10 protein-coding genes, 1 tRNA gene and 2 rRNA genes (1 of these 13 cut by a window edge) are annotated in these 17419 nt (G+C 62.4%); 3 read left to right on the top strand and 10 right to left on the bottom strand.

Annotated elements, in window-relative coordinates; translation table 11 throughout:
* The first annotated feature begins 3 nt into the window (after positions 1-3).
* From AC1DVS_RS04980 to AC1DVS_RS04970, 3 genes are all read left to right on the top strand, one after another.
* On the top strand, positions 4-2133 hold the full coding sequence (locus AC1DVS_RS04980; RefSeq protein ID WP_478020759.1) for a GNAT family N-acetyltransferase: 2130 nt from the start codon (positions 4-6) through the stop codon (positions 2131-2133).
* Positions 2130-2993 carry a glucosamine inositolphosphorylceramide transferase family protein gene (locus AC1DVS_RS04975; protein ID WP_478020757.1) on the top strand — a complete coding sequence of 288 codons (864 nt, stop codon included), beginning with the start codon at positions 2130-2132 and terminating at the stop codon, positions 2991-2993. Before AC1DVS_RS04980 ends, AC1DVS_RS04975 begins: the two co-directional genes overlap by 4 nt.
* 205 nt (positions 2994-3198) lie before the next feature.
* A complete protein-coding gene (locus tag AC1DVS_RS04970) occupies positions 3199-4812 on the top strand; it encodes a hypothetical protein (RefSeq protein WP_478020755.1) in 1614 nt (537 codons plus the stop codon).
* A gap of 53 nt (positions 4813-4865) precedes the next feature.
* On the opposite strand, the gene AC1DVS_RS04965 is transcribed toward AC1DVS_RS04970, so the two are convergent.
* From AC1DVS_RS04965 to AC1DVS_RS04920, 10 genes are all read right to left on the bottom strand, one after another.
* Positions 4866-5792, bottom strand: coding sequence for an alpha/beta hydrolase (locus tag AC1DVS_RS04965; protein WP_478020753.1), 927 nt, complete (start codon positions 5790-5792; stop codon positions 4866-4868).
* 17 nt (positions 5793-5809) lie between these two features.
* Positions 5810-6889, bottom strand: coding sequence for an NAD(P)-dependent alcohol dehydrogenase (locus AC1DVS_RS04960; protein ID WP_478020751.1), 1080 nt, complete (start codon positions 6887-6889; stop codon positions 5810-5812).
* 11 nt (positions 6890-6900) lie between these two features.
* On the bottom strand, positions 6901-9516 hold the full coding sequence (locus AC1DVS_RS04955) for a TonB-dependent receptor (protein ID WP_478020749.1): 2616 nt from the start codon (positions 9514-9516) through the stop codon (positions 6901-6903).
* Positions 9517-9637: 121 nt separating this feature from the next.
* Entirely contained in the window at positions 9638-10504 is an 867-nt protein-coding gene (locus AC1DVS_RS04950) for a helix-turn-helix domain-containing protein (protein ID WP_478020747.1), read from the bottom strand.
* A 227-nt stretch (positions 10505-10731) separates the two neighbouring features.
* The gene (locus AC1DVS_RS04945; protein WP_478020746.1) at positions 10732-11565 is read right to left on the bottom strand and encodes a p-hydroxycinnamoyl CoA hydratase/lyase; all 834 of its coding nucleotides are present in this window, start codon (positions 11563-11565) and stop codon (positions 10732-10734) included.
* 28 nt (positions 11566-11593) lie between these two features.
* Positions 11594-13042 (bottom strand): aldehyde dehydrogenase, encoded by a 1449-nt coding sequence (locus AC1DVS_RS04940; RefSeq protein WP_478020744.1) that lies wholly within the window; start codon positions 13040-13042, stop codon positions 11594-11596.
* A 109-nt stretch (positions 13043-13151) separates the two neighbouring features.
* Positions 13152-14156 carry a hypothetical protein gene (locus AC1DVS_RS04935; protein WP_478020743.1) on the bottom strand — a complete coding sequence of 335 codons (1005 nt, stop codon included), beginning with the start codon at positions 14154-14156 and terminating at the stop codon, positions 13152-13154.
* A gap of 261 nt (positions 14157-14417) precedes the next feature.
* Positions 14418-14494: transfer RNA gene (locus AC1DVS_RS04930), tRNA-Met, on the bottom strand.
* 88 nt (positions 14495-14582) lie between these two features.
* Positions 14583-14697, bottom strand: a 5S ribosomal RNA gene (gene rrf, locus AC1DVS_RS04925).
* A 192-nt stretch (positions 14698-14889) separates the two neighbouring features.
* Positions 14890-17419: ribosomal RNA gene (locus tag AC1DVS_RS04920) — 23S ribosomal RNA — on the bottom strand (it continues 267 nt past the right edge of the window).

The following is a 17419-nucleotide window of genomic DNA, read 5'->3' as shown; positions in this document are numbered from 1 at the left end:
CCCGTGACTGGTCGCATCGTCGCCGTGGTCGATCCCTATGATGCCGGCGCGATGCTGGCGCCGGCCTTTGCCGAGTTGGGCGTCGCTGCGGTGATGGTGGGGAGCACGCCAGGGATCGCGCCGGGAGAAGGCGCCCTGTTCGATCCCGCGACCTTCCGGCATGTGCTGCCGTGGTACCACGATATCGCGGAGACCGTCGCGACGCTGCGCGATCTCGGCGTCGAGCAGGTGATTGCCGGCTCGGAGCGCGGGGTGGAGCTGGCCGATCAACTGGGTGCGGCGTTGGCGCTGCCGGGCAATGACACCCGGCTCAGCGCGGCGCGGCGCGACAAGGCTCGCATGATCGAGGAAGTGGGCCGGCACGGCATAAGGGTGCCGCGGCAGATCGAATCCGCCAGCCTGGACGAGATCCTGAGCTGGATCGATGCGGGCGGCCATTGGCCCGCCGTGCTCAAGCCGCGCCGGGCCAAGGGATCGGACGGCGTGCGGCTGTGCGCTTCAGCGGAAGAGGTAACGCGCGCTTTCCACGCCATTCATGATCAACCAGACCGGCTCGGCTTTCACAACGAGACTGTGCTGGCGCAGGAATTCCTGGTCGGCCGCGAATATGTCATCGACACCGTCAGCCATGAGGGCCGCCACCGGCTTGCGGCGCTCTGGGGTTATGGCAAGCCGGCGCCGGGCTTCGACTCGATCGGGCTGTTGTCGACCAAGACATTGCTGCCGCCGCAGGGCCCGCTCGCAGACACGCTGTTCGCCTTCGCCGTGCGGGTGCTGGATGCGCTGGAGATCCGGTATGGCGCCGGGCATATCGAGGCGATCGTCGATGACGACGGGCCGGTTCTGGTCGAGATCGGCGCGCGGCTGCACGGCGGGCCGCCGGCGCATCTGATGGCCAGGGCGACGACGGGGACAAGCCAACTCGACCTGCTGGTGCAGTCCTGTGTCGATCCTGCTGCATTTCTGAAGGACGTTGGCGATCGCTACGTCATGAGCGGTGGTGCAGTGATGGCACTGCTGCGGGATATGGATTTAAGGGGCGAGATCGAGACGCTGCCTTCGGCGCGGATTGTCTGGAATGAACAAAATGGGCCCAACCCGCCAGCCGTCGCGGGGCTCGCCACCCTGATCCATCCGGACCCGGAGGTCGTCGCAGCCGACCTGGAAATCGTGACCGGCGGCATTGCCTGCGAGACCCTCGAACGCCGTGACGCGATCGAAGCCTTGGTGCCGGAGTGGCGCGCGCTGCTCGAGCGCTCGCGCTGCAATCGCGCCTTCAGCGGGCCGACCTGGTATCTGGCTGCACTCGAGGCGTGGCCCGACCAGGCGCCGCGGGTGATCGTCGCGCGCCGGGCCGGGCGGATTGCCGGAATCTTCCCGCTGGTCTGGCAGCCGGAGGACGAGACAGCGCGCTTCGCCACGCGGCTGAGCGATTATAACGATCTGATCGTGGCGGACGGCGATATGGCTGCGGCGCGGCGGCTGATGATCTTCGCGCGGCGGCACTTTCCAAACCTCGAACTCAACTGCATCCGCATGGATTCGAACTGCGCGCTCGCCGGAGTGGAGGCGCCGGTGCTGGTCGAGAAGAAATTCATCTGCCCGATTGCCGACCTTTCCGGCGGCTATGAGGGCTGGTTTACCTCGCGCAGCCCCGGCTTCCAGCGTGAGCTGGCGCTGGTCCTGCGGCGCGCTGCGCGGAACGGAATCACTGCCCGCCGGCTCGGCCCCGAGCGCGATGCGGGCGTTGATCCGGCCGGTTTCTTTATCGAGATGCAGCGTGCGCGCTTCGGCGAGCGCAGCCTGTTCCTCCGCGACCCGGCGGCGCAGGCCTTTGTGGCCACCGCGCTTGCCACGCTGTGGCGTGAAGGCAGCGCGCCGCTGTTCGGCCTTTGGGCGGGAGAGCGGCTGATCGGGTTGAACATCTGCATGTTGGGGGCGAACAGCCTCGGCAACTGGAATGCGGGATTTATCGCCGACTTTGCCACCTTCTCACCCGGTATGCTGATGGCGAATGCGGCCGTGCGCGAAGCCTGTGCGCTGGGTCTGGCCGAGTTCGACTATCTACGCGGTATCGAAACCTACAAGTTGCGGTGGTGCGCGGGCCAACGCGAGATCGGACGGTTGGTATGACCGAAATACCCCTGCGCTCCGATCCCTGGTCGATCGGGCTTTATACCGGTCCCGATCCGCTGCATCTCGGCCCGCTACCGGGTGTCGCCAATCCGGTCTTGACGCGCGAACAGGTAAGCGATGTACCGGCCGACTTCGTCGCCGACCCGTTCCTGTTGCGGCGTGACGGCGCATGGCATCTCTTCTTCGAGATCCTGAACCATGAGCGGAGGACGGGCGAGATCGGCTGGGCTAGCAGCCCGGATGCGGTGACCTGGTCCTATGGCGGGGTCGTGCTCAGCGAGACCTTCCATCTCTCCTACCCTTGCGTGTTCGAGCATGAGGGGGAGGCCTATATGGTGCCCGAGACGCTGGGCGCCGATGCTGTCCGCCTCTACCGCGCCGACCCCTTCCCGACGCACTGGGTGCCGATTGCCGATCTGATCCCCGGCCGGATCGCCGATCCGACTCCGTTCCGCTTCGAGGGGCGCTGGTGGATGTTCGCCTGCCCCACGCCCGACGCCCATGACTCGCTGTCGCTCTACTGCGCCGAGGATCTGGCGGGGCCGTGGCGCGAACATGTGGCGAGCCCGTTGATCACCGGCGACAAGAGCCGGGCGCGGCCGGGCGGGCGAGTCGTGGTCTGGGACGGGCGACTCTATCGCTTCGCCCAGGATTGCGGGCCGCGTTATGGCAGCGGCGTGCGGGTGTTCGAGATCACGCGCCTGACGCTTGAGGATTATGCCGAGCGGGAATGCGCCGAGAGTCCGATCCTCGGGCCGACGGGCGCGGGGTGGAACGGCAAGGCCATGCACCATGTCGATGCCTGGCAGATTGCCCCCGGCGAATGGATCGCCGCCGTGGACGGTCTGCACCGATAATCCGGAAGTACTGCACCAGAGGATTGCAGCCAATCTGACCTCTTCTCAGATTGCCGGGGCTTCTGCCTTCTTATAGACCAAGATCATCCCGAGTTTTTCATAAAGTACAGGTGCTTATAGATTTCTCTAAAGGGAGGAGCTCGTCTTGAAAACCGTTACTTTCCTGTTTGGCGCAGGTTCGTTGGCGGCCGCCGCCGCTGTGGCCATGGCTCAGACATCTTCGCCCCCACCGCCGCCCTTCGGACCGACAGTCGCCCCCGGCCGGACGATCCAGACGGCTGACATGACCAATCCCCAGCCGCTGATCCCGGGCGACATTTATCGCAACGGCAATGTCGCGCACCAGGATCTGGCGACGTTCGCATGGCTCGAATTCATCTCGGCAGTGTCGCCCAATGCGCCTGGTGCGCGCGGCGTGCCCGGCGGCAGTTTCGCGAGCACGGGCACCAGCAGCACACCGCCGCTGGTCTGGGAGACCTATCAGCACCGGACGGAACTGCTCCCCTGCAATGTATCCGGAGGCAACGCGACACCGAGGCCGCCACAGCCCTGGGGCGCTCCGCCCACCTATGTGACGACAGTCTCGCCTCCGACCCCTACCCCTACCCCGCCACCCCCGCAAATGTGCAGCACCATCACGGTGCCGGGTGGGAACCCCTATAACAATCTCGATGAGGCCAATCAGATCGGCCAGAATATCCTCCTTTTCCCGACCCAGCCGGGGGCGGGCCCGAACCCGGCCACTGACGCCCAAGTGCTGTTCGAGGCCAAGGCCAACCAGTATGAATCCAATTATGTCGCGCAGAATTACCAGTCGCTGATCCCGCAATTCCCGAAATTCCACTTCTCGCCGGGGATCACGCTGCCGACCACGACGGTGGAAGTGAAGGCCGCGTGGCGCCCGCTTTCCTCGATCCCGGCGAACCAGCAATATCGCTACCACGTCGCCAATGTGATCACCTATAGCGGCACCGACACTAATCCGGTGCCCAAGGTGGTGCCCTATGCGCTGATCGCGCTGCACATCATCCACAAGACGCCCAATTATCCCGCCTTCATCTTCGCGACCTTCGAACAGGTCGACGATTTCAAGAACCAGGTGACCGGGCAGCCGAGCGGCGTCTATTACGTGCCGGCCTATAATTCGGTCTCCTACGCTCTTCCCCCGACAACCACCTTCCCGCCCAGCGGCACGACGGTGAACAACCCCAAGATCAACTTCTCCACCACCGCACCCAAGGCCTATCCTTATGGCACCAAGGGTGTGTCGCTGCCGTTGGGGGCGGTCACCAGCATTCCCGGCTCCAAGGTCGTGAATGGTGTCGTCACCGTGCCGGTCACCTCGCCGGTGCCGACCGTGCCCGAGGTCGCCACCGTCAACAGCCAGGCGCTTGCCGCGATGCAGAGGATTCCGGGTTTCGGCCAGAATTTCGTCTGGCAATATTACAAGCTGACCGGCGTGCAGGCGATCCCGACCAATGACGAGACCACGCGCGACTTCTATCTCGCCAACATCGTGGTCGAAAGCAGCCAGCCAGGCATCCAGCTGTTCCGCGGCTTTCCGCCGATCACCCAAGGCGTGCTGGCCAACCAGCGCAACCAGACCAACGTAATCGATTATCACAACAGCCCAGGCTCGCTGACGTCGAGCGGCGGCTGCCAGGGCTGTCACGGCGTCGCCCAGACTCAGAACGGGTTCGACTTCAGCTTCCTCTTCTTCGGGGCCGCGGGAGGCGGGTTCTCGCCCGAGCCCAAGGGTGTGCCGGCTCCGGCGGTCGCGCAGGCGCGGCTGGTCCAGAAGAAATATCTGCAGAAATAAGCATTGGGGGCGTGAGGGAGCAGCGGAAATGTCCGCCTGCTCCCTCATGACTTTCAGCGCGCGACGAATCCGCTGATGAAGGCGTCGAGGTCAGCGAAAGCCTCCTGGCCGCGCAACAGCCCGGGGCCCTGCACAATGAAGGAATGGGTAGCGCCCGGATAGCGCTTGGTCACCGTGGCAACTCCGGCCTGGGCCAATAGCTGGCCATAAGCCTCCCCTTCGGCGCGCAGGAGATCATATTCGCACGTCAGGACAAAGGCCGGCGGCAGGCCTGCGAGGCTCGTCGCCCGGATCGGTGCCAGGCGCGGATCATGCCGCACTTCATCATTGGGGACATATTGAGCGGTAAACCACCGCATATCGTCATGAGTGAGAAATGGGCTTTCGAACGCGGACAGTGCCGGTGCGTCCATGTCCGCGTCGGTCGCTGGGTTGAGCAGGAGCTGCGCCGCGATCGGCGGTCCATCGGCATCGCGGGCCAGGAGGCACATGACCGCCGAAAGATTGCCGCCGGCACTATCGCCACCGACGATCAGCGGCAGTTCCTGACCCAGCAACCGCGCGGCATTGGCCGCCGTCCAGTTCAGCGCGGCCAGGCAGTCGTCAACGGCGGCCGGGAACGGGTGTTCGGGGGCGAGGCGATACTCCACCGACAGGACCGCGCAGCGCAGCCGCTCCGCATAGGTGCGGGAGCTCGCATCGGAGGATTCGATGTCGCCCAGCGTCCACCCGCCGCCGTGGATGTGCAGCATCAACGCGCGCGGCGGTGCCTTTGGAACATAGAGACGCAACCGGACATCGCCGTCAGGCGTCGGGACCTTATAGTCCTCGACCCGCGCCATCTCGGGCCCGGGCGGCATCATTGTCACGACCCCGGCAAAGGCCGCGCGCATTTCGGCCGCTGACGTCTCGCCGGGTTTCGGCAAGCCGGCGGCGCTGAAGTGCTCGAGCATCAGCTGGATGTCCGGATCGATCGGCATTGGATTCCCCCTGATTGTCAGGCGTCTCGCATCAGCAGGACCGGCTTGATCACCGCCCCCGATTCCGATGCGTGGACTGCCTCCTCGATCGCGGCGAACGGATAGGTGCGGACGAGCTTTTCCAGCGGCAGCATGCCCGCTTTGTAATATTGGATCAGCCGCGGGATAAACAGCTGCGGGTCAATACCACCCTCGACGACGCCGACGATGCGGCGGCCCATGCTCATCATGGCGGACGGATCGAGATCCATCGTCTGCCCGGGTGGATAGGCACCAACAAGCGCAAGGGTGCCCCGCGTCGCCAGCTTATCGATACAGGCTCCGACAAGCGCCGGAACGCCGGTGGTGTCGACGATGTGGTCAAAAGGACCGGCCAGCGCCGCCATATCGTCGACCGCCTCGGTCGCACCCAGCTCCATGGCGAGATCGAGCCGGTGGCGATGGCGATCAAGCACCGCGATCCGGCCCGCGCCGGCGATCTTCGCGGCCATCACGGCGGAAAGGCCCACCGTACCGGCGCCGAAGATGGCGATGGACTGGCCCGCCGCGACCCGCAGGGTTTCAAGCACGGTCCCGGCGCCGGTCTGGATACCACAACCCAGCGGCGCCAGCAGTGCGAGCGGCAGGTCCCGGTCGATCTTCACGACATTGTCGATGTGCGCGAATGCGTAGGTCGCGAACGCCGATTGGCCGAAGATATTGGCGCCGATCTTTTCGCTCCCGCGCCAGATGCCGCCTTGTCCGGGTGCGGTTACGCCAAGGAAATTGCGGGGAAAGAACTCGGCGCAATAGCCCGGCTGGTGATCATCACAGGCCGCGCAGGTGCCGCAGCTGTGGAAGCTGAGCAGCACATGATCGCCAGGCTCGACACTGATGACACCGGGGCCGACGGCCTCGACGACACCCGCGCCTTCATGGCCGAAGATGCAAGGGAAAGGGACCGGCAAGCCCCCGTCCCGCATCACCATATCGGTATGGCACACGCCGCATGCATGGATTTCCACCTGGATCTGCCCCGGTCCGGGTGGGTCCATCCGCAACCGGGCGAGCCGAAAGGCACCGCCCGGCGCGTCGACGAGCGCCGCTTCAATCTCCATCCCCGGCACGATCAGAATTTGAAGCCGAACCGCGCATACCATTCGCGCGGCGGATTATAGGTCCCGAAGATCGTGCCGTCCGCGATATTGGAGCCGCCCGAGGTCAGGAAGCGCTTGTCGGTGAGGTTGGTTGCTCCGGCAGTGAGCGTCCAATGCCCGCCAGGCTCCTTATAGGTGAGGCTGGCATTGACGATGTCGCTGGCCGCCCGCTGCAACAGGAAAGTGCGCTGCGTATCGTTCCAGGCGCTGGAGGTGTGCGTCCAGTCAGCGAGCGCAATCAGCGACCCGCCATTGCTGAGCTTCGCCTCGTAACGCGGGCTGAGATTGACTTTCCAATGGGGGGTTTTCGGCAGATCTTCGCCGACCAGGGTGCCCGCCTGGAATATGTTGGCACCGCCGACCGCCGTGGCCGCAGGGCTGACCGAGGTGTAATGGGCATCGATATAGCCGAGCGACCCGTTGATGGTCAGGCCATCGATCGGCGCCGCCACCATCTCGAGTTCGAAGCCACGGATGCGGGCGTTGCCGGCATTGGCGACTGTCGGCGAGGTCCCGACCTGGATGTTGAGCTGGATGCCCTTGTAATCGGTGCTGAAGGCCGCCGCGTTCAGCTGCAGATGCCGGTCGATCAGCGTCGATTTGATACCGGCTTCCCAGGTGGTCGCCTTTTCCTCATCGAAGTCCGGCGCGACATTGCCCTGCGGGTTGGTCAGGCGGGTGGTCCAGCCGCCGGTCTTGTAGCCCTTGGACCAGCTGCCATAGACCATGATCCTGTCGTCAGGATGCAGCTGAATGCCGAGCTTCGGGGAGAAATTGCTGAAGCTCTTGTGGTTCGTGCCCGGCGTATAGACCCGCAACGGGTTCGAGGGATCGGGGAACTGGTTCGCCTGTGCGCAGGTGATGGGCGCGAACAGCAGGACCTGGTTGGGGGAAATGTTGCCGTTGACGTCCGAGCACCCGAACAGCTTGTAGTTGAAGCCGTTCAGCTCCTGCTGTCCGCCTTCGAATGTCTTCTTCTCATGGGTGTAGCGACCGCCGGCAGTGAAACCGATCCAATCGATCGGGCGATAATCGAGCTGGCCGAAAAAGGCGTAATTCTCGGTCTTGAGCTGGTTCGGGCCATCGACCTGGATCTGCCCCTCGGCAAAGGTCACATAATCGTGGAGGTCGCCGGCTTCCTTGAAATAATAGGCGCCCAGAACATAATTCAGCTTGTTGTCCAACGCCTTGCCGAGCAGCTGGAATTCCTGGCTGAACTGCCACTGGTTCATCTTGAAGCTGAGTTGCAGGAAATTGAGCGGCGAACCATCGGCATCAAGCCCGGCGTTCCAGTGGAGTGCGCGGTACGCCGTGATCGATTTCAGCGCGACATTCTGCGCCAGGTCGAAATCAAAGGTGGCGCCAAGGCCCCAGCTCTGGAGGCGCGAATAGCTGTTGCCGGTCGCATAGCTGCGATCCGGATCGCTGATCAGGAAGCGGCTGTCCCATGGCAGGCGATCATTGCTCGCGTTGCCATCGACATTGACGCTGGCATAGCTCGGCACCTTGAACTGCGGGTTGAATTGAGTGCCCGATACGCCGCAAAGCGCCTGGGCACCGCGCGCCGCGATTTGCGCCGAGGTGCTGCCGATGCAGAAATTATAGAGGCCTGCGAAATTGAAGCCGGTCGTGCCGCTCGGATCAAGCGCGGTGCCGGGCAGGTTGGTCGTGCCGGCGAAATTTCCGGGCACATTCGGGAAGATGCCAAGCACTTTGTTGGCCGAGGTGCTCCTGTCCCTTGAATAGTCGGCGGACAGGGTCAGCTTGACCGCACCGCCATCATCCCATTTCAGCTTGCCGCGCACGCTTCCGCTGTTGACCGCGCCTTCGTCCTGCGCGCTCTGATAGCCGGCGGCGTCAAACGCGGTGAAGGACGGCGTATTGTTCGCGCGCTGATCGGGAAAAGGAATCCGTTTGAGATAGCCGTCCTGGGTCTTGATGCCGAAGGTGAGCGACGAGGTCAGGTTCTCGGTGAGCGGCAGATCCACAGAACCCCGCGCCTGAAGCAGGTTGAAGCTGCCCCCGGTGAGGTCGCCGGAAACCTTCAGGACATGGCCCGGATCGCGCGTGACGATGGAAATCGCGCCGCCGATGGTGTTCCGGCCGAACAGCGTACCCTGCGGCCCCTTGAGCACTTCGACCCGCTCGACGTCGAGCAGATCCTGATTGGCGCCAACCGTGCGTGCGAGATAGACGCCATCGAGATAGACGCCGACGCCTGGATCGATGTTGAAGGCGAAATCATCGGAGCCGATCCCGCGGATATAGGCGGAGAGGACTGCGGTTGAGCCGGAAAAGGGCGTGCCCGCATCGAGGTTCACGTTCGGGGCGATGGACGAGAGCTGCGCGACGCTTCCAACCGCGCGCTCCTGCAGCGTCTCGGAGGTGAAGGCGGAGATCGCGATCGGCACGTCCTGGACATTTTCGGCACGCTTCTGCGCCGTGACGACGATGTCGGCGATGCCGCTATTATCCTGGCTGGGGGCTGCCTCAGCGGTCGCGGCGGGGGGAGGGCTGGTCTGCGCCATGGCCGGAAAGCCGATTAAAGCGGTCGAGGCGAGCAGCCATGCTGCCGAGGATTTGCCCATCTATTGTCTCCCAAAATATCCGCCTGTCTCCGGCGGAATTGAGGAAAGTATAGGCGGTGGAAGTTAACGGGTCTTGGATTGGAGCGAACGGCGACAATGGACGGATGCGAACCGGCTCCGGTCAATTGGTCGCTGTCTTGCCTCGCCATTGGCTGGGCGGCACGCCGAAGCGGCGGCGGAAGCACCGACTGAAAAACGCTGAATCGCTGAAGCCGACCTCAAAGGCGATATCGGTGATGCTGTGGTTCGCGCCGTGGCTGAGCATCTCCGCTGCTTGCCCCAACCGCCGCTCGGCAATGAAGGCGGTCGGCGTTAGCGCGGTGTAGCGCGCGAATGCCTTCTGGACCGCACGCGGGCCAAGGCCGGTCGCCTGTGAAATCGTCGCCGTGCTGAGCTCGGGATCGCTGAGATTGCTGAGCGCATATTTCACGGGAGATTGAAGCGAGACATCCTCGCGGAACGGGAGCGATCGCCGGCTGCAGGCAATGCGTGCGGCTGAGGCCACCACGTCATCGACGCTTTCATCGACCTGATCGAGCATATCGCGCTCGCACCACAGGCCTTCCAGCATGTGCTTCAGAAAGGCGACATTGGGATCCTGGCCGGAAAGGAGCTGGCCGTGGAAACCAGCCGCCGACAGCTCAGGGCCGATCATCGCCGCCGGCACCTGCAGGATCAGGCAATCATTGCGCTCCGAAATATCGATCGCATAGGGCCGGGAATCATCGGCGATGATGATGTCGCCGACACCGGCGGTGAAAGCCTCATCGCCGCAGATCATGGTGAGGCGACCGCGCCGCTGCAGATGAAAGACGAGGTTGTGCGTGTGGTCGATACTCGCGATCCGGCTGACCCGGGCGCGCTCACTGCGGGCACGGGCGAGGCCGATACGACCCAGCGACCAGCGCGCCAGATCCGCCTTGATTCCTTCGGGCACATTGGCGGTCATGCCCGGAAAAGTCTCCGCGACAAGCTCGCTCCAGAACATCCGGCGCCGCTGCAACGGCACCAGGCTGGTGGAGAAACGTTCGATCGCGCTCAGACGAATGCCTCCAGCGTGACGGCATTGCCCGCGTCGGTCAGGAACGTGAATGCGTGCGCCACCCCTTCCCTCCCAAGGTGATCGCGGGGAAGAGCAAGCGACCCCGCTTTCGCCTCATTGTATGCCTGGCATACGTACCTGGCAAGCGGCAAGGCATCCACCCTCATCCCGGCTCAGCGCTGCTTTTCGAGATCATAGGCGCCGAGGCCCGGCTTGAAGCTTTTGTCGTCGATGAACTGCCTGATGCCTTCCTTGCGGCCATGATTGTCATAGCTGTTGGCGGCTTCCTGCGCGCGGATCAGATAATCCTCAGCATCGTCATAGCTCATGATGCCGACACGGCGGACCGCATCCTTGGTGGCCTTGAGCGCGACTGGGTTCTTCTTCAGCAGCACATTGGCCACCTCAGTCACGCGAGCCTTCAGATCGGAGAGCGGCAGCGCCTCATTGACGAGGCCCCAGTCCGCGGCGGTCTTGCCGTCGACATTTTCGCCCATCATTGCGTGGTACATCGCCTTGCGAAACGGCATCAGCTCAGTCGCGACCTTGGTTGCGCCGCCGCCGGGGAGGATGCCCCAGTTGATCTCGGACAGGCCGAACTGCGCATCCTCGGCGGCAAAGGCGAGGTCGCAGGCAAACAATGGGCCGTACCCGCCACCGAAGCACCAGCCATTGACCATCGCGATGGTCGGCTTCTGATACCAGCGCAGCCGGCGCCACCAGCCATAGCTTTCGCGCTGCGCCTGGCGGGTCGCGCCGAGGCCCTTGGCTTCGGTCTCACGGAAATATTCCTTGAGATCCATGCCCGCCGACCAGGCAGTGCCCTCGCCGGTGAGCACCAGCACCCCGACATCGTCGCGATGTTCGAGGAGGTCGAGCACCTCCATCATCTCGCGATTGAGCGTCGGCGACATGCAGTTGCGCTTCTCGGGGCGGTTGAAGCTCACCCAGGCGATGCGGTCGACAATGTCATAGGCCACGGTGCCCAGCGGGGAGGTTTCAGTCATTGGGGTTCCGTTCAAAAACAGCTGAAAATCAGATTGGGTAATGGCCCGGCTGGGTCTCGATCGTGATCCAGCGCAGCTCGGTGAAGCTCTCGACGCCCGCCTTGCCGCCGAAGCGGCCGTAGCCGGAGGCCTTGGTGCCGCCGAACGGCATCTGCGCTTCGTCATGCACGGTCGGGCCGTTGACATGGCAGATGCCCGATTTGATCTGCCGCGCGACACGAAGACCTCGCGCGGTGTCGCGAGTGAAGACAGCTGCCGAGAGACCATATTCGGTGTCGTTGGCGAGCTCGATCGCGTGCGCCTCGCCGCGAGCGCGCGCGATGCCGACGACCGGGCCGAAGCTCTCGTCGCGGAATAGCCGCATCTCGGGCGTCACCTTGTCGATGACATGCGCCGGCATCAGCACGCCGTTGGCATCCCCGCCGACCAGCTGCTGCGCACCCTGCGCAAGCGCATCGTCGATCAGCCCACGCACGCAATCGACCGTCTTCTGATCGACCACCGCACCAAGCGGCGTCTTGCCCTCGCGCGGATCGCCGACCGGCATCGAGCCGACCTTGGCGGCGAACTTCTCGGCAAAGGCATCGGCGACGCTCTCGACCACGATGATCCGCTCGGTCGACATGCAGATCTGGCCCGAGTTCATGAAGGCGCCGAACGCGGCCGCCTTCACCGCCTCGTCGAGATCGGCATCGTCGAGGACGATCAGCGGCGCCTTGCCGCCCAGCTCGAGCAGCACTGGCTTCAGATGCTCGGCCGCGCGTTTCGCGACGATCTTGCCGACTGCTGTCGAACCGGTGAAGTTGATTCGGCGCACCGCCGGATGATCGATCAGCGCCCCGACGATCGCGGCCGCATCCTTTGGCGCGTTGGTGACAAGGTTGACTGCGCCCTTGGGCAGGCCCGCTTCCTCGAACGCCTCGACGATCAGCGCATGGGTGCGCGGGCATTGCTCCGACGCCTTCAGCACCACCGTGTTGCCGCAAGCGAGCGGCATCGCGATCGCGCGCACGCCAAGAATGATCGGCGCATTCCACGGCGCGATGCCGAGCATCACACCGACCGGCTCGCGCAGCGCCATCGCAATGCAGCCCGGCTTGTCCGAGGGGATCACTTCGCCGCTGATCTGGGTGGTCATCGCCGCAGCTTCGCGGACGATGCCCGCCGCCAGCATCAGATTGAAGCCGGCCCAGCCCTGGGTGGCGCCGATCTCGCCCATCATCGCGTCGATGAACTGGGGCGCCTTCGCCTCGAGCGCGGCGGCCGCCTTCATCAACAGCGCGCGCCGCGCATTGGGTCCGAGCGCCGACCATGCCGGGAAAGCTGCCGCCGCCGCATCGCAGGCCGCGTTCGCGTCTGCCACGCTCGCCGCTGAGGCGGTGGTCGCGATCTCACCCGTCACGGGATTGAGGCGATTGAAGGATTCGCTGGTCTCGCGGGACTCGCCCGCTACGCGAAGGGAAATTGCAGTCGCCATCAGCCTCTCCTCTTATTGTTATGTTGCATAACGTATTTGAGAAGGCGCGGCAATGCTGTTTTTGTGACGTCGATGTGGAGTTGGCGGGCGCGGCGGTGCGCGCTGGAAGCTAATCGATGCGCTTGCGGGCGACGGTCCATTGCGGATCGGTGCACAAGCCGCAGTCCTTCCCGACAAAGGCCTTCGCCGCGACCTTGTCGCCGGACAATTGCCAGTCGAGCCATTTGACGGAAACCTGGGCGACCGCGCCGCCATTGGGCTGTGAGAAGGTTCCGCCATGGCCGACCGGCAGGTTGGCCACCATCACCGGCACCGTGTCGATCCGCGCGACATCGTCCATGCCGTTCGGATAAGCGATGTCGGTCGGGCCGCCGAGAATATAGAATATGGGGGTGTGGAGCTTCCTGAGCAGCGTCTTGTCGACATTCAGCCCGGCGATCGGATTGGTACCGTCAGCAAAGATGCCGCTATTGTTGATGATAACCGCATGGACCCGCGGATCGGCGGCTGCTTCGATCGCCTGGAGCCCACCGCAGCTATGCCCGGCCACGGCCAGCTTGTTGAGATCGAGCCGGTGGAAGAAGGGGCTGCCGCGGCGATCATTCTCGGCATAGGCCCAGTCAATCGCTGCGAGCAAAGCTGCAGTACTGGTTTTGACCGTCAGCAGCTTGCCGCCCGCGGCCGCGGCCTGTGGTGGCGCGGGTTTGGGGGCGGGCGGCGGAGCGCCAGGGCCGCTCAGGATCCTCCCCGGGGCTATGGCGAGATAGCCATGCGAGGCGATCTGGGCGAGATGGAAGCGAGCGCTCGCCCCATCATCCGAGCAGGCGCCATTGCCCCAGATAAACAGGCCCAGCTTGCGGCTTCCCAACCGATTCAGATCAGCCGGGTGATAGATGACGTGATCCGGCAGTGACGGCACCATTTCCTTGAGAGCCGGGAAAGCCCCCGTACCCGGCGTATCCGGCAAAGCCACCTGCGGTTTGGGTTGGGCCGCTACGACGCGGGTGGGATCGACCGTGGCTGTCGGACTTACCTGGCCGATCGCCGCGGCGCCGGCCGTGGCTGACAGCACAATCACGGCGATCACAGCGCAAGACGCAAGGCGGTTCTTCACGGTCGCTCTCCATTTTCCCGTTCGCGCCGACACCGAAGCCAGTCGCACTCGAAGCGGTTCCGGCGTGCCGGAAGACAGGTTGCGACAAGCCAACACGCTGAAACATTTGCGATTTGATCTCGCGGAATTGCTATAAGCTATGACTATCTCGAGCAGCGCGCAAGGCGCTTGCCGGCCGGCGCCGCGCTCCGAGAGGAATGTCGCGGAGCCCAAACGCAAAAAACCCCCGGAGCTTGCGCCTCGGGGGATTTCGAATGTCGTTGGTTGCGGGGACAGGATTTGAACCTGTGACCTTCAGGTTATGAGCCTGACGAGCTACCGGGCTGCTCCACCCCGCGCCAAGGTTCTCCACCCGCTGAAAGGCGGGGGAAACATGTGAATGGGTTCTTGTATAGAATGCGTTTTTTGCTGCTCACCGGCTACAATGCCTGGCGACGACCTACTCTTCCATCGCTTGAGCGATAGTACCATCGGCGCAGTCAGGTTTCACGGCCGAGTTCGGGATGGGATCGGGTGGGGCACTGACGCTATAGCCACCAAGCAATGAAGCCGGTGAAGCACCCCACACAGCCGGAGCTGTGCGGGTTTCCCAATGAAGGGATGCGAAAAACGGTTCTAAAATCGATGCACTTTTACCTGAATTCTAGGCGTAGTTGTTTATTAGGCGTTGCTGTCAATCATCCGACAATCACCGCAATGCTGGTCACCCAGAATTGTCGTTGATGGTGGGACTCTCAAGCGCAAATAGAGCAATTAGTATCGGTTAGCTCCATGCGTTACCGCACTTCTACATCCGATCTATCAACGTCGTGGTCTCCGACGGCTCTATGAAATCTTATCTCGAGGGAGGCTTCCCGCTTAGATGCTTTCAGCGGTTATCCCGTCCATACATAGCTACCCTGCTGCGCTCCTGGCGGAACGACAGGTACACCAGAGGTATGTTCAACCCGGTCCTCTCGTACTAGGGTCAACTCCTCTCAAATTTCGACGCCCACGGCAGATAGGGACCAAACTGTCTCGCGACGTTCTGAACCCAGCTCACGTACCACTTTAATTGGCGAACAGCCAAACCCTTGGGACCTGCTCCAGCCCCAGGATGTGATGAGCCGACATCGAGGTGCCAAACAACCCCGTCGATATGAGCTCTTGGGGGTTATCAGCCTGTTATCCCCGGCGTACCTTTTATCCGTTGAGCGATGGCCCTTCCACGAGGGACCACCGGATCACTATGACCGACTTTCGTCTCTGCTCGACTTGTCAGTCTCGCAGTCAGGCTGGCTTATGCCATTGCACTCTAACAGACGGTTTCCAACCGTCCTGAGCCAACCTTCGCGCGCCTCCGTTACTCTTTAGGAGGCGACCGCCCCAGTCAAACTACCCGCCACAGAGGGTCCCTGATCCAGTTTCATGGATCGAGGTTAGACATCAGAAAACAACAGGGTGGTATTTCACCTATGGCTCCACGTCAGCTGGCGCCAACGCTTCAAAGCCTCCCACCTATGCTACACAGTTCTTTCCTAATGCCACTCTGAAGCTGCAGTAAAGGTGCACGGGGTCTTTCCGTCTAACCGCGGGTACTCCGCATCTTCACGGAGAATTCAATTTCGCTGAGCATGTCCTGGAGACAGTGGGGAAGTCGTTACGCCATTCGTGCAGGTCGGAACTTACCCGACAAGGAATTTCGCTACCTTAGGACCGTTATAGTTACGGCCGCCGTTTACCTGGGCTTCATTTCGCAGCTTGCACCACTCCACTTAACCTTCAGGCACCGGGCAGGCGTCAGGCCCTATACGTCGTCTTGAAGCCGACTTAGCAGAGCCCTGTGTTTTTGCTAAACAGTCGCTACCCCCTGGCCTGTGCCCCCTCAAAGTGCTTGCGCATAGTGAGGGCCTCCTTCTTCCGAAGGTACGGAGGCAATTTGCCGAGTTCCTTCAGGACACTTCTCTCAAGCGCCTTGGTATACTCTACCTGACCACCTGTGTCGGTTTCGGGTACGGTCTATACGGTGGGGCTATTTCCTGGAACCTCTTCGAAGCCCATCCAATCCAATAAGGATGAACAACTCACGAGATCCGTCACACACCACCAGGTCACGGAATATTAACCGTGTTCCCATCGACTACCCCCTTCGGGCTCGTCTTAGGGGCCGACTCACCCTGCGCGGATTAGCCTTGCGCAGGAACCCTTGGTCTTTCGGCGAGAGGGCATCTCACCCTCTTTATCGCTACTCATGTCTGCATTCGCACTTCCGATACCTCCACGGCCCATTACCAGGCCGCTTCACAGGCGTACGGAACGCTCCGCTACCGCTCATCTTGCGATGAACCCTAAGCTTCGGTGCGTGTCTTGAGCCCCGTTACATCTTCGCCGCAAAACCTCTTATTTAGACCAGTGAGCTGTTACGCTTTCTTTAAAGGATGGCTGCTTCTAAGCCAACCTCCTGGTTGTTTTGGAAGTTTCACATGCTTTCCCACTTAGACACGACTTGGGGACCTTAGCTGTAGGTCAGGGCTGTTTCCCTTTTGACGACGGACCTTAGCACCCGCCGTCTGTCTCCCGGATATTACTCGCAGGTATTCGGAGTTTGGTTAGGTTTGGTAGATCTCGCGACCCCCTAGCCCATCCAGTGCTCTACCCCCTGCGGTATTCGTCCGAGGCACTACCTAAATAGTTTTCGCGGAGAACCAGCTATTTCCCGGCTTGATTGGCCTTTCACCCCTAAACACAGCTCATCCGATAACTTTTCAACGTTAATCGGTTCGGACCTCCAGTGCGTGTTACCGCACCTTCATCCTGGCCATGCCTAGATCGCCGGGTTTCGGGTCTAATACATCAAACTTAGTCGCCCTATTCAGACTCGCTTTCGCTGCGCCTACACCTAACGGCTTAAGCTTGCTTGATACATTAAGTCACAGACCCATTATACAAAAGGTACGCAGTCAGGCCACATGAGCCCTCCTACTGCTTGTAGGCAATCCGTTTCAGGTACTGTTTCACTCCCCTCATCGGGGTGCTTTTCACCTTTCCCTCACGGTACTAGTTCACTATCGGTCGCATACGAGTATTTAGGCTTAGAGGGTGGTCCCCCTATGTTCAGACAGAATTACACGTGTTCCGCCCTACTCGAGTCCTGAAGTCTCACTTTCGCATACGGGGCTGTCACCCGCTATGGCCAGTCTTTCCAAACTGTTCTGCTAGTTGAACTCCAGGCACTGGCCTGGTCCGCGTTCGCTCGCCACTACTAACGGAATCTCGGTTGATGT

The organism is Sphingomonas sp. P3_C5 (assembly GCF_056402635.1).
The sequence above is the reverse complement of the archived record's forward strand: the minus strand, read 5'-3'. Positions and strand labels throughout refer to the sequence as shown.